General features: G+C 69.8%; 8 protein-coding genes. 2 read left to right on the top strand and 6 right to left on the bottom strand.

The genetic code is table 11. The features are described 5' to 3' along the window. Nucleotides 1–437: 437 nt before the first annotated feature. Together EV292_RS15105 and EV292_RS15100 are read left to right on the top strand one after the other, a co-directional pair. Nucleotides 438–2,876, top strand: coding sequence for a TonB-dependent receptor (locus EV292_RS15105; RefSeq protein WP_132910051.1), 2,439 nt, complete (start codon nucleotides 438–440; stop codon nucleotides 2,874–2,876). After that, nucleotides 2,873–4,009, top strand: coding sequence for a YdcF family protein (locus EV292_RS15100; RefSeq protein WP_243693798.1), 1,137 nt, complete (start codon nucleotides 2,873–2,875; stop codon nucleotides 4,007–4,009). Before EV292_RS15105 ends, EV292_RS15100 begins: the two co-directional genes overlap by 4 nt. 270 nt (nucleotides 4,010–4,279) lie before the next feature. Here EV292_RS15100 and ppdK read toward each other — a convergent pair whose 3' ends face one another. The 6 genes from ppdK to EV292_RS15070 all read right to left on the bottom strand — a co-directional run bounded on the left by ppdK (nucleotide 4,280) and on the right by EV292_RS15070 (nucleotide 13,166). Beyond that, nucleotides 4,280–6,946, bottom strand: a complete 2,667-nt coding sequence (gene ppdK, locus EV292_RS15095) for a pyruvate, phosphate dikinase (protein WP_132910049.1) — start codon at nucleotides 6,944–6,946, stop codon at nucleotides 4,280–4,282. Nucleotides 6,947–7,019: 73 nt separating this feature from the next. Continuing rightward, a complete protein-coding gene (gene glyS / locus EV292_RS15090) occupies nucleotides 7,020–9,065 on the bottom strand; it encodes a glycine--tRNA ligase subunit beta (protein ID WP_132910076.1) in 2,046 nt (681 codons plus the stop codon). A 5-nt stretch (nucleotides 9,066–9,070) separates the two neighbouring features. Continuing rightward, nucleotides 9,071–9,910 carry a glycine--tRNA ligase subunit alpha gene (locus EV292_RS15085; RefSeq protein ID WP_132910077.1) on the bottom strand — a complete coding sequence of 280 codons (840 nt, stop codon included), beginning with the start codon at nucleotides 9,908–9,910 and terminating at the stop codon, nucleotides 9,071–9,073. 93 nt (nucleotides 9,911–10,003) lie between these two features. After that, entirely contained in the window at nucleotides 10,004–10,696 is a 693-nt protein-coding gene (locus tag EV292_RS15080) for a histidine kinase (RefSeq protein WP_132910048.1), read from the bottom strand. After that, on the bottom strand, nucleotides 10,687–11,274 hold the full coding sequence (locus EV292_RS15075; protein WP_243693797.1) for a TadE family protein: 588 nt from the start codon (nucleotides 11,272–11,274) through the stop codon (nucleotides 10,687–10,689). The genes EV292_RS15080 and EV292_RS15075 overlap by 10 nt, the downstream gene beginning before the upstream one ends. After that, nucleotides 11,271–13,166, bottom strand: coding sequence for a TadE/TadG family type IV pilus assembly protein (locus tag EV292_RS15070; protein ID WP_132910046.1), 1,896 nt, complete (start codon nucleotides 13,164–13,166; stop codon nucleotides 11,271–11,273). The genes EV292_RS15075 and EV292_RS15070 overlap by 4 nt, the downstream gene beginning before the upstream one ends. Between the last annotated feature and the right edge of the window lie 133 nt (nucleotides 13,167–13,299).

Raw genomic sequence — 13,299 nt, 5'->3', positions numbered from 1 at the left:
CGTGAAGGACACATGAAACGACTTATGCTCTGACGACCCCCGTGCACCTTGAATGCACAAGACCCGCAGACCACCGTCCACATGTCCCTTCATCTCAACCTACAATGTCAAAGAGCCGCGAAAAACCGGCGCCCCGTCAAACTCCCTTTTACCGGAGCGACGCTGGCACCTGGTCTAGCGCTGATCGATGGAGCGTTCCAGCGAGTGGCCCGCCCCGTCGAGAAGTCGGCTTATATGAGCGGTCCAACAGGCCGTCAACGGAAAAATGCAAAAATGTGCTTGGGCGGCGGAACCGATCCCATGTCACTGAGAAGACGCTGGATTGTCACCGGATCGTCACCGCCCGCACCTAGCCCCCGCCGCAACGGCGCAACGCCGTATCAACGACATATTGGGGACCTATCGTGAGAAAGCACGTGCTCGCTTGCACGGCCGCTATGGCCATCTGTCTGGCGGCGCCCGCCGCGCTGGCGCAGGAAGCCGCCGCGCCGCAGGGCGCCGACACCGCGGCGGACGACATCATCGTCACCGGTTCGACCCGCGCCGAGCGCCGCTTCGACGTCTCCTACGCGATCAACTCGGTGTCGCAGGAGGAGATACAGCGCATCGCGCCGCTCAACACCGCCGACCTGATCGGCCAGCTCCCCGGCTTCCAGACCGAGTCGACCGGCGGCGAGGTGCAGAACATCTACCGCATCCGCGGCCTGCCCAACGACGGCGGCTTCGTCAGCTTCCAGCAGGACGGCCTGCCGCTGTTCCACGAGAATGACGGCTTCTTCTTCCGCGGCGACGCGCTGATCCGCCCCGACCTGATGACCGAGCGGCTCGAAGTGGTGCGCGGCGGCCCCGCCCCTGTCTACGCCAGCTACTCGGGCGCGATCGTCAACGCGGTGACCGTCACCGGTCGCGACGAAGCGCGCGGCAAGGCACGCGTGACGCTCGGCGACACCGGGCTGTACCGGCTCGACGCGGTCCAGTCGGGCAGGCTCGACGACAGCACGCATTACGCGATCGGCGGCTTTCTGCGCTACCATGACGGCTATCGCGACAACGGCTTCCCCAACGACCGCGGCGGCCAGATCCGCGCCAACCTCACGCACGACACGGGCACCGGCACGCTCAAGGTCAGCGCCAACTACGTCAACGACCACAACGTCTTCTACCTGCCGATCCCGACCGCGGACCCGCGCGACCCGAGCCGCTCGCTCGATCGCTACATCGATTATTTCAGCGGCACGATGAACTCGCCCGCGCTGCGCGACGTGAACCTGAAATATCGCGACGGTGCCGGCGTGATCCAGGGCCGCTCGAGTGACCTCGCCACCGGGCGCCACATGCAGATGTTCAACGCCGGCGTGCAATATGACACCGACCTCGGCGACTGGCTGATCTCCGCCAAGGCGGGTTTCACCAAGGGCAGGCTCGACTTCACCGCCTTCTACTCGACCACCAACCCGAGCGACGGCAACGCCTTCGCCAATTCCTATCTCACCGCCTCGCGCGCCGCCTTCGGGCCGGTCGCGTCGATGGGCTATGTCCTCGCGGGGACCAACACGGTCTACGACCCTTATGCCGCCCCGGGGCTGGTGGTGCAGGGCCAGTATCGTGACATCCACTCGCGCTTCTACTCGGCGCAGGGCGATCTCAGCGTCGCGCGCGCGTTCGACACCGGGATCGGGCGGCACGACCTCAAGGTCGGGGTCTACGCGAGCGCCTATGGCGCCAGCGCCGAGTCGATCTACCAGAACTATCTGATCGAGGTGGCGGGCAAGCCGCGTACGCTCGACCTCGTGGCCTATTCCGCCACGGGCGCCGTGCTCGGCCGAGTCACCGACAATGGCGCGCTCAACTATGCAGCGACGCTGACCAAGGGCGACGCCGACGCCAAGATGGTCGCGCTCTACGCCAACGACACCTGGGAGGTCGTGCGCGGGTTGCGCGTCGACGCGGGCATCCGCCACGAGCGCTACGACTACGCCGGCTATGCCGCCAACACCGCGCAGTACAATCTCGGCGACCCGACCACGCTGGCGGACAATGCCACGCGCGGCTTCACCGGCACCGTCACCAACCGCACGCTCAAGCCCAACATCACCAACTGGACCGCGGGCGTGAACTACGACTTCACGCGCCACTTCGGCCTCTACGCGCGCGCCTCGCACCTGGAGACGCCGCCGTCGATGCAGGTGACCTATTCGATCAACCCGACGATCATCACCACCAAGGCCGACCAATATGAGGTCGGCATCAAGCTGCAATCGGGCGGCTCGTACCTCTACGCCACCGGCTTCTACACCAACTTCGATCCGCTCAACGCCTCGTTCCTCGCCTTCGACCCGACCACCGGGCGCAACGACGTCAACGTGCCCTTCATCGGCGAGGCGCAGATCAAGGGCGTCGAGCTCGACGGCCTGCTCAAGGCAACCGACTGGTTCCAGCTCAACGCCGCGCTGACGGTCAGCAGCCCCGAATATCGCAACTTCCGCAGCAGCACCGGCGCCGACCCGCAGGCCGCCGAGGGCAAGCAGATCGTGCGCGAGCCCAAGGTGTACGGCAACCTGCGCCCGACCTTCCGCTTCGCCGCGGGCGACACCGACATCGACCTGTACGGCCGCTGGAACTATATGGGGAAGCGCTACGTCGACATCTACAACAACACCGCGCTGCCGTCCTATTCCACCTTCGGCGCGGGCGTGACTGCCACGCGGGGCGACTGGCAGGTGCAGGTGGTCGGCGACAATCTCACCAACGCCAAGGGGCTGACGGAGGGCAATACGCGCACCGACAATCTCAGCGGCCAGGGCACCGCCAACGCCATTTACGGCCGCCCGATCTTCGGGCGCAACGTGCGGCTGGTGGTGACCCGCTCGTGGTGAGCGCGCGCGCGGTCGCGCTGCTGCTCGCGGCGGCGGTCCCGCTCGCCGCGGGTGCGTCGGCGCGCGCCACCGCGGTGCCGGTGCGCGACCGCTCGAGCGAGGCGCTGGCGGCGCGGCTGTTCCCGCTGCTCGCGCGGCTGGGCGCGGGCGCGGTGCCCGAGCCGCTGCGTCGCGCTCGCGCCGCACGGGTGAGCGCCTGCGGCGATGATGCCGCCTGCGTCGCGCGCGCATCGCGCTGGGAGGCGGCGGAGATCGCCTCGTTCGCCGCGGCGGCCCGCCCGCCTGCCGGCGCCTCGCCGGCCGTGGCCGACGATGGCGCGGCGGTGCAGCTCGGTCGCGAGCTGCGCGGCGTCACCGCGATCCTCGACATCTACGCGCTCGGCGTCGCGCCGCGCTACCCGGCGATCGACGGCCCCGAGGTCGCCGCCGACAGCGCCGAGGCGAAGACGCGGCTGCGCGCCGCCGTCGCGCTCGCCGCCACCCAGCGCGCCGGCGCACTCGATCCGAGCGTCGAGCTCGCGCTGGCGCTGCTCCAGACCAACGACCGCACCGACGCGGTCCGCGACGACACCGCGCTCGACGCCCCCGCCCGCCGCCGCGCCCGCGCGCTCGACTGGTCACGCTATCGCTACACCGCGCTGATCGTCACCGGGGTCGGACCGGAGGTGCCCGACATGCCGCTCAGCCCCGGCGGCCAGTACCACGTCCGTCTCGCTGCCGAGCTTTATGCCGCGGGCGATGCCGCGCTGATCATCGTCAGCGGCGGCCGCGCCCACCCGCGAGCGACCCGCTTCACCGAGGCGGTGGAGATGCGCCGGGCGCTGATCGAGCGCTACGGTGTGCCGGCCGAGGCGATCGTGCTCGAACCCTTTGCCCGCCACACCACGACAAACCTGCGCGACGCGACGCGCGAGCTGGTCGCGCTCGGCGCCCCGCCCGACCGCCCCGCGCTGATCGTCTGCAACCCCGAACAGAGCCGCTACATCGAGGGCGCCGCTTTCGCCGCGCGTAACCGGCGCGAGCTGGGCTATCTGCCGGGAGCGATCGGCCCGCGGCGCTCGCCCGGCGCGATCGAGTTCCGCCCGGCGCGCGAGTCGCTCCGGATCGACCCGCTCGACCCGCTCGATCCCTGACCGGGGCGTCCGAAGAGGTTGGTATACCCAAGCCGCACCCTACTCCCGCGCTCGCGGGAGCCCCAGAGCGGCGGGCCATAGCGTCGGTGCCCCCGGGCTCCGGCGTTCGCCGGAGCACGTTGCCGCTTCAGAGGAGCGGGATCAAACGCCTGGCGTGATCCACCTGGTGTGAACCAGCCGGCAGCTCCTGCGGACGCAGGAGCCCTGAGCCACGAGCGTCACGCCCGCCGCGCTGGGCTCCCGCTCTGGCATGAGCGCGGGAGTCAGCCTCTAGCGCGCCGCCTGCGCCGCCTGCGCCGCCGCCAGCCGAGCGATCGGCACGCGGTACGGCGAGGCCGAGACGTAATCCAACCCGACCTGCTCGCAGAAGGCGATCGACGCCGGGTCGCCGCCATGTTCGCCGCAGATGCCGAGCTTGATCCCCGGCCGCGTCGCGCGCCCGCGCTCGGCCGCCAGCGCGACCAGCTCGCCCACCCCCTCGACGTCGAGACTGACGAACGGGTCGCGCGCGTAGATCCCCTGCTCCACGTACGCGCCGAGGAAGCGCGCCGCGTCGTCGCGGCTCACGCCCAGCGTCGTCTGAGTGAGGTCGTTAGTACCGAACGAGAAGAACTCGCCGCTCGCGGCGATCTCACCGGCCTTGAGCGCGGCGCGCGGCAGCTCGATCATCGTGCCGACCAGATACTCCACCCGCCGCCCGCGCTCCGCGAACACCGCCTCGGCAGCGCGGTCGACCACTGCCTTCATCAGGTCGAGCTCGCGCTTGGTCGCGACCAGCGGGATCATCACCTCGGGGATCGGCGCCTCCCCGCTCTTCTCCGCCACGTCGAGCGCGGCCTCGAAGATCGCGCGCGCCTGGGTCTCGTAGATCTCGGGATAGGTCACCCCGAGCCGGCAGCCGCGATGCCCCAGCATCGGGTTGAACTCGTGCAGCTCGGCGGCGCGGCGCTGGAGCACGTCCACCGCCACCCCGGCCGCCTCGGCGACCTCGGCGAACTCCTTCTCCTCGTGCGGCAGGAACTCGTGGAGCGGCGGGTCGAGCAGCCGCACCGTCACCGGCAGCCCGGCCATCACCTCGAAGATCGCGGTGAAGTCGGCGCGCTGCGCCGGCAACAGCTTCTCCAAGGCGGCGCGCCGGCCGCGCTCGTCGCTCGCCAGGATCATCTGGCGCACCGCGGTGATGCGGTCGCTCTCGAAGAACATATGCTCGGTGCGGCACAGCCCGACGCCCTCGGCGCCAAAGTCGCGCGCGGTGCGGCAGTCCGCCGGCGTCTCGGCATTGGCGCGCACCTTGAGGCGGCGCACCGCGTCGGCCCATTCCATCAGCGTGCCGAAGTCGCCCGCCAGCTCGGGCTGGATCGTCGCCACCTCGCCCGCCATCACCTCGCCGGTGGCGCCGTCGATCGTCAGCACGTCGCCCTCGCGCAGCTCGCGCCCGCCGACCCGCGCCACCTTGGCGCGCGCGTCGATCGACAGCGCGCCTGCGCCCGAGACGCACGGCCGCCCCATGCCGCGCGCCACCACCGCGGCGTGGCTGGTCATCCCGCCGCGCGCGGTGAGGATGCCCTTGGCGGCGTGCATGCCGTGGATGTCCTCGGGGCTGGTCTCGGTGCGCAGCAGGATCACCGCGCGCCCGTCGGCGGCCCAGCGCTCGGCGGTGTCGGCGTCGAACACCGCCGCGCCCGAGGCGGCACCCGGCGAGGCGGGCAGCCCCTTGGTCAGCACGTCGCGCGCCGCCGCTGGGTCGAGCGTCGGGTGGAGCAATTGGTCGAGCGCGGACGGGTCGACGCGCGCGATCGCCTCCTCGCGCGTGATCAGCCCCTCCTCCGCCATGTCGACCGCGATCTTCAGCGCGGCCTTGGCGGTGCGCTTGCCCGACCGCGTCTGGAGCATCCACAGCACGCCCTGCTGCACCGTGAACTCGATGTCCTGCATGTCGCGGTAATGCGTCTCGAGCGTGTCGAACACGCGCGCCAGCTCGGCGTAGACCGCGGGCAGCGCCTCCTCCATCGACAGCGGCTTGGCCCCCGCCCGCTCGCGCGCCGCGCGCGTCAGATATTGCGGCGTGCGGATGCCCGCGACGACGTCCTCGCCCTGCGCGTTGATGAGGAACTCGCCGTAATAAGCGCGCTCGCCGGTCGAGGGATCGCGGGTGAAGGCGACCCCGGTGGCGCTGGTGTCGCCCATGTTGCCGAACACCATCGCCTGAACGTTCACCGCGGTGCCCCAGTCGCCGGGGATGTGGTTGAGCCGGCGGTATACCTTGGCGCGATCGGACTGCCACGAGCCGAACACCGCGCCCACCGCACCCCACAATTGGTCGTGGACATCCTGCGGAAAGGCGCGGCCCCAGAGCTGCTCGACCAGCTGCTTATACTCGGCCACCAGGCCGCGCAGGTCGTCGGCGGACAGCTCGGTGTCGAGCGTGTAGCCGCGGTCCTCCTTGGCGATCTCCAGCGCTTCCTCGAAGGCGCCGTGGTCGAGCTCGAGCACCACGTCGGCGTACATCTGGATGAAGCGGCGATAGCTGTCCCAGGCGAAGCGCGCGTCGCCGCTCGCCGCGGCCAGCCCCTCGACGGTGGCGTCGTTGAGGCCGAGGTTGAGGACGGTGTCCATCATCCCCGGCATCGACACGCGCGCGCCCGAGCGCACCGAGACGAGCAGCGGGTCGGCCGCGTCGCCGAAGCGTCGGCCGGTGACGCCCTCGATATGCGTGATGCCCTCGGCAACCTCGCCGCGCAGCGACTCGGGGAAGCGCTCGCCCTCCTCATAGTAACGCGCGCACATCGCGGTGGAGATGGTGAAGCCCGGCGGCACCGGCAGGCCGATCGAGGCCATCTCGGCGAGGTTCGCGCCCTTGCCGCCGAGCCGGTTCTTGTCGCCCGCCTTGCCCTCCGACACCCCGCCGCCGAAGCGATAGACGTATTGCTCGGTCATGCTTCCAGGTCCTTGTTTCGGCGAGGGCGGACGCGCGAATGGTGTGTACGTTGAGTCGCTGGCGCGGTGTGGCTCAACCTTCGATCTTGGCGAAATCGGCGACCTCGTGGACCGCGGCGCGGACGCGCGCGAGCAGCGCCAGCCGCGCCGCGCGTTTGGCCGGATCGGGGTCGTTGACGGTCACATTGTCAAAGAAGGCGTCGATCGGGGCGCGGAGCGTCGCGAGCGCGGCCATCGCGCGCTCGAAGTCCTCGCGCGCGACCGCGTCGGCGGCGGCGGGCTCGGCCGAGTCGAGCGCGGCGATGAGCGCGGCTTCGTCCTTCTCGGGCGTGTAGGACAGGGTCTCGTGCCGCTGCGCCGGTGCGGTGTCGGTGATGCCTTCCTTCTTGAGGATGTTGGCGGCGCGCTTGTAACCCGCGAGCAGGTTGGCGCCGTCCTCGGTGAGGACGAACGACTGGAGCGCGCGCACCCGCGCGAGCAGCCGGACGAGGTCGTCCTCGCCGCCAAGCGCGAAGACCGCGTCGATCAGGTCGTGGCGCACGCCGGCCTCGCGCTGCTGGACCTTGAGACGGTCGGCGAAGAAGTCGAGGGCGTCGCGCGACACAACATGGCCGAGCGGGAAGCGCAACCTGTTGTCGAGGATCAGCGCGATCACGCCCAGTGCCGAACGGCGCAGCGCAAACGGGTCCTTGGAGCCGCTCGGGCGCAGGTCGGCGCCGAAGAACTGAGTGATGCTGTCGAGCTTGTCGGCGAGGCTCACCGCCACCGTCACCGGCGCGGTCGGCACGTCGTCGCCCTGCCCGACGGGCTTGTAATGATCGCGCACCGCCTCGGCGACCGCAGCGGGTTCACCCTGCGCCGCGGCGTAATAGCCGCCCATCAGCCCTTGGAGCTCGGGGAACTCGCCGACCATGCCGGTGACGAGGTCGGCCTTGACGAGCTTGGCGGCGCGCTCCGCCATGTCGGCGAGCGCCGCCATATCCTCCCCGCGCGCGGGCAGGATGACCCCCTCTTCCACCAGCCAGCGTGCCAGCTTGGCGACGCGCTCCACCTTGTCCGCCACCGTGCCGAGCTTCTCGTGGAACACGATCTTGCCGAGCTTCTCCGCCTGCTGCTCGAGCGGTACCTTGCGATCGGTCTCGTAGAAGAAGCGCGCATCGCTCAACCGCGCCGCCAGCACCTTGCGGTTGCCGTCGACGATCCGCGCCCCGCCGTCGCTCGCCGCGATGTTGGCGGTGCAGACGAACGCATCCGCCAGTCGCCCCTCACCGTCGCGACACACGAAATACTTCTGGTTCACCCGCGCGGTGAGCTGGATCACCTCGGGCGGCACGTCGAGGAAGGCGGGGTCGAAACGGCCGAGCAGCGGCACCGGCCACTCGGTCAGCCCGGCATTCTCCGCCACCAGCCCCTCGTCCTCGACCAGCACCAGCCCCGCTTCCGCCGCCAGCGCGGCGGCGCGGTCGCGGATCAGCGCGGCGCGCTCGTCCTGGTCGACGATGACGTGGCAGGCGCGCAGCTTCTCGACATAGTCGGCCGCCGAGCCGATCGTGATCGCGCCGGGATGGTGGAAGCGGTGGCCGAGCGTCGCCGCGCCGCTCTCGACCCCCGCGACGCTGACCGGCACGACCTCCTCGCCGAACAAAGCGACGATGCCATGGAGCGGGCGGACCCAGCGCAGGCTCTCGGTCGAGCGCGACTCCGCGCCCCAGCGCATCGACTTGGGCCAGGGGAAGGCGCGGATCACCGCCGCGACCGCCTCGGCAAGCACCTCGGCGGTGGCGCGGCCGGGCCGCTCGCTGGTCGCATAGAGCACGCCGTCGCGCTCGCTGAGCTGCTCGCGGGCGAGCCCGGTCTTGCGCAGGAAGCCCTCGAGCGCCTGCGGTGGAGCGGAGGCGCGCGGGCCCTTGATCTCCTCGGAGACGGCGGCAGTCGCCTCGGGCAGGCCGCGCGCGATCAGCGCGAGCCGGCGCGGCGTGGCGTAGGTGACGGTGTCGCTGGCGGCCAGCCCGGCGCGCGCGAGCTCGGCGGCGAACAGACGGGCGAGGTCCTCGCGCGCCTTCGCCTGCATGCGGGCGGGGATCTCCTCCGAGCGGAGTTCGAGCAGGAAGTCGGTCATGTGGTTCACGCCGCCCACCCGTTCTTCTCCATCCACGCCCCGCACGCGCCCTTCGCCAGGTCGCGGACGCGGCCGATATAGGCCTGGCGCTCCGCCACCGAGATGACGCCGCGCGCCTGGAGCAGGTTGAACGTGTGGCTCGCCTTGATCGCCTGCTCATAGGCCGGGATCGGCAGCCCGGCGGCGAGGCTGTTCTCGCACTCGGCCGCGGCCTTGCGGAAGGCGTCGAACAGCGTCTCGGTGTCGGCCACCTCGAAGTTCCACGCGCTCATCTGGCGCTCGTTCTCGAGGAAGACGTCGCCGTAGCTCACCCCGGCGTCGTTGAAGCGCAGGTCGTAGACGTTGTCGACGTCCTGGATGTACATCGCCAGCCGCTCGAGCCCGTAGGTCAGCTCGCCCGCCACCGGCTTCATGTCGAAGCCGCCCATCTGCTGGAAATAGGTGAACTGGGTCACCTCCATCCCGTCGCACCAGACCTCCCAGCCGAGCCCCCAGGCGCCGAGCGTCGGGCTCTCCCAATCGTCCTCGACGAAGCGGATGTCGTGAACGCCCATGTCGACCCCGATCGCGGCGAGGCTGCCGAGGTACAGCTCCTGCAGATCGGGCGGGCTCGGCTTCAGGATCACCTGATATTGGTAATAATGCTGGAGCCGGTTGGGGTTCTCGCCGTAGCGCCCGTCGGTGGGGCGGCGGCACGGCTGGACGAAGGCGGCGTTCCACGTGTCCGGCCCCAGCGCGCGCAGCGTGGTGGCGGGGTGAAAGGTGCCCGCGCCCATCTCCATGTCATAGGGCTGGAGGATCACGCAGCCGCGCTCCGACCAATATTGGTGGAGCCGCAGGATCATCGCCTGGAAGCTGAGCGGGCGGTTGGCGCTGGTGTCGGTCACCTCGGCGCTGTGGCGGAAGCCCGGCGGGGAATCAAGCGAGCCCCACCCCGCTCAGGTGGCGGTGTAGCGGTCGCAGGTATAGCGCTGCGCCTCGGGCGCGGGGTTGTAGATCTGGTCGAAGGTGCGGCGGTCGCGCACGATGAACGAGGCGGTGTAATGGAGCTGCTCCGCCCCCGCCGCCAGCCACGCCGCGCTCACCAGCGGCTGATAGGCGTAATTGACCTCGACGAACATCACCCCCGTCCCCGGCGGCGCGGTGACCTGCGCGCCGGTCTTGCCCATCCCAGTCACCACGGTGCCGGCATAGCCGCTGCCGCTCTGCGTCCCCGCGGTGATCGGGGCGGTGCCGTAATGCGAGTCGAAGGCCGTGCCGCGCTGGGTACCGAGGCAGCGCTGCCAATGGATATACTGCTTGCCACCGCTCTCCTCGAGCGAGGAGACGATGATCCGCCCGCGCGTCGTCAGCCCCAGTTTCTCGCCCTGGAGCCGAACCGCGGTGAGCACGTCGTTGACGTCGATCTCGCGCAGCTGGGTCGAATTGTCGTTCTGCATGCTGCCCACGCGCGAGGCATTGTCGGCGAGGTTGAGCGTGATCTGGCTGACCTTGAGCGACACGATCGCGAGATTGCACGTCTCCAGCCCGTAGCAGCCGAGCGCGAGCACCACCGGCAGCGCCAGCGCAAACTCCACCATCGAGACGCCCGCGCGGTCGCGCAGCAGGCGGGTCGCGAACGTCAGGTGCATATCGACGTCACCGCATTGCTGGTCTGCGTCTTGTACGGCTGGTTCTTGAGCAGCGTCGACGCCGACAGCGACTGGGTCGGCGACCAGCCGAGAAAGGCACCCACGGGGAACAGCCGCTTGTAGGTGACCGTCATCGTGTAGCGCGTCACGTCGTTGGCGCCGCCCTGGCCGGTGGTGCCGGGGTCGGCGTCCCATTTGCCGTTGCCGTTGATGTCGTCGAAACACTCGCCGGCGTCGCGCTTGCCGTTCTTGTTCTTGTCGTCGAACGTCTCGGGCTTGATCAGCGCGAAGCTGGCGTAGCTGCGCCGCTCCGACGCGAAGGTCATGCCCCCGCCCAGCCCGGCCAGCATCGCGCGCACCTTGGCGTCGATCGCGTCCTGGTCGACCGCATTGTTCTCCAGCGAACTGTCGCGCCCGGCCTTGACCACCGCGCCTTCCAGCACCGCGCGGACATAGGCCTGGTACAACAGCTCGCCGAGCCCGAAGATCACCAGGAACATCACCGGCGCGAGCATCGCGAACTCGATCGTGCTCACGCCGCGGCGGTCGCGCCCGAGCCGGCGCGCGCGCGCGCTCACTGGTCGATCCGCAGCATCGCGACCTGCTTGGCGATCTTCTGGAAGATCGCGGTCAGCCCGCTGCCCGTGGTGGTGGCCAGCGCCTGCGAGCTGTTGCGCGCGCATTGCGTGAGCTGGTCGTTGGAGGCCGTGTCGATCGCCACAGTCCACACGTCGATGCCGAGCGAGCGCGCGCGGCCGCATTCGTAGAGGAAGCGCGCGTTGTGATAGCTGGTCAGATTGCCGGTGTCGCCGCCGCTGACGCGCTTGTCGAGCCACTCGATCCCGTACAGGCCGTAGACGTCCTTGTTGGGCGACATGTCGCCGTCGGTGAGGAACACGATCACCTTGCGCGGCACCGGCTGGCCGGTGCGCCCGGCATTGTCGGCGCCGAAGATGCCGCTGCCCGCGAGCAGCCGCGTGCCCCAGATCATGCCGGTATCATGATAGGTGCCGCCCAGCGGCTTGAAGTCGGGCGCGTCGACGTAAGCGGCGATGTCCGACGCGCTCATCGTCGTCAGGCGACGCACCGGCTTGCCGCACGAGTAGAAGCCCAACGAGCGACGGCTCACCCCGCCCAGATTGGGGTGATCGGTGTCATCGCCATTGGCGACGTCGGTCCCCGCGTACCGGCGGTTATACTCGACGTCGGCCCACATCGGGCGCCAGCGCGTGTTGATGTCGGTGGTGGGGACCAGCTCGGGGTCGAGGTCATAGGCCTTGGAGGTGAAGCTGGTGGTGCCCGCCTCGGTCTTGCGCTCCTCGACACAGCCGTCCCAGGTCGAGGTCTCGCCCTTGACCATCGTCGGATCGAGCACCTTGAGGCCAGCGACGAACTTGGACACGTCATAGTCGCGCGCCTCATAGGACCAGCGTGGCCCGAGCGTGCGCGTCACCGAACCGTAGCAGCGGCTCTCGCTGGCGTTCCACAGCTGCCCGCCGGTCACGGTCGCGGTGCCGGTGGTGCTGTTGTAGGTCAGCGCCGCGCTGGGCGAGCGGTTGCCGCCCCATATGTCGGTACAGTTGGACTGGCTCTTGCCGTTGGTGGTGCCGCTGTAGCTGATCATGTAATCGTCGACCAGGCGGCGCGACTGATAGGTCGCGGTCTCGCCCGCGCTGCCGCCGACCAGATAGGAGGGCGCCATCTGGTAGATCGCCTTCCCCGCGTTGATCGTCGAGGTGTAGGTGACGAAGCCGTAGCGGACGCGCGTGCTCTTATCGACCGAGGACGCGATCACCGCGTAGAAGTCCTTCACCGCCTGGCGCAGCGCCTTCATCCGCGACCCGCTGCCCGCGGTGGTCTCGGGCACGGCATAGCCGGTGGAGCCGAGATAGCCCGGCATCGCATCGGGGTCGTTGGTCGGGCGCGTGTAGGATTGCGCCGGGTTGCTGCTGACATAGCTGTTGCACTGCGCGTCGGTGTCCTCGGGACGGCACGCCATCGATCCGGTGGTGTCGAGCACGAAGACGATGTCGGTGTCGGCGATGTCGTAGCGTGCCTTGCACGTCACCGTCAGCGTGGTGGCGGCGGACGAGAAGATCTTGGTCACCGTCATCGGCACGCGCACCGAGGCGGTGCCCGCGACCTGCTGGTCGCTGGTCTTGACGGGGGTGAAGCTGGGCGTGTCGACGCCGAACCAGCCCGCACCGAAATTGTTGGCGAAGAAGGTCCGCGCGCGGTCGGCGGCATTGGCGTCGAGCGTCGTGCCCGCGTCGGTCGCCATGAAGCGCCGCCCCGCGAGCACGCCCGCGTCGCACGCCTGCTGCAACCGCGACTTCACCGCATACATCCGCCCGACGTCGAGCGCCGCGCCCGCGAGCGCGACGAGCGGGATCATCGCCGCGGCCATCAGCGCCGCCGCATTGGCGGTGCGATCGCGCACGAGGCGCCGAAGGAAGAAGGAAGCCGCCATTTTCTCTCACACGCCCGCGCTGGGATCGACCGACCCGGCAGGCGCCGCCCCTTCGCGCGCTGACCCGGTTCGGCCTTTTCTTACCTTCGCTCCGGTTAACAAAGAGATAGCGCCCGCCCGCGGACAGATCGGG

It is taken from the genome of Sphingomonas sp. BK235 (assembly GCF_004345855.1).
Taxonomy (GTDB): domain Bacteria; phylum Pseudomonadota; class Alphaproteobacteria; order Sphingomonadales; family Sphingomonadaceae; genus Sphingomonas.
The sequence above is the reverse complement of the archived record's forward strand: the minus strand, read 5'-3'. Positions and strand labels throughout refer to the sequence as shown.

What these genes read in the sequence shown, in the direction of transcription:
- EV292_RS15070 (WP_132910046.1), bottom strand. Translation starts at nt 13,166, where the DNA reads ATGGCGGCTTCCTTCTTCCTTCGGCGCCTCGTGCGCGATCGCACCGCC.
- ppdK (WP_132910049.1), bottom strand. Translation starts at nt 6,946, where the DNA reads ATGACCGAGCAATACGTCTATCGCTTCGGCGGCGGGGTGTCGGAGGGC.
- glyS (WP_132910076.1), bottom strand. Translation starts at nt 9,065, where the DNA reads ATGACCGACTTCCTGCTCGAACTCCGCTCGGAGGAGATCCCCGCCCGC.
- EV292_RS15105 (WP_132910051.1), top strand. Translation starts at nt 438, where the DNA reads ATGGCCATCTGTCTGGCGGCGCCCGCCGCGCTGGCGCAGGAAGCCGCC.
- EV292_RS15080 (WP_132910048.1), bottom strand. Translation starts at nt 10,696, where the DNA reads ATGCACCTGACGTTCGCGACCCGCCTGCTGCGCGACCGCGCGGGCGTC.
- EV292_RS15085 (WP_132910077.1), bottom strand. Translation starts at nt 9,910, where the DNA reads ATGATCCTGCGGCTCCACCAATATTGGTCGGAGCGCGGCTGCGTGATC.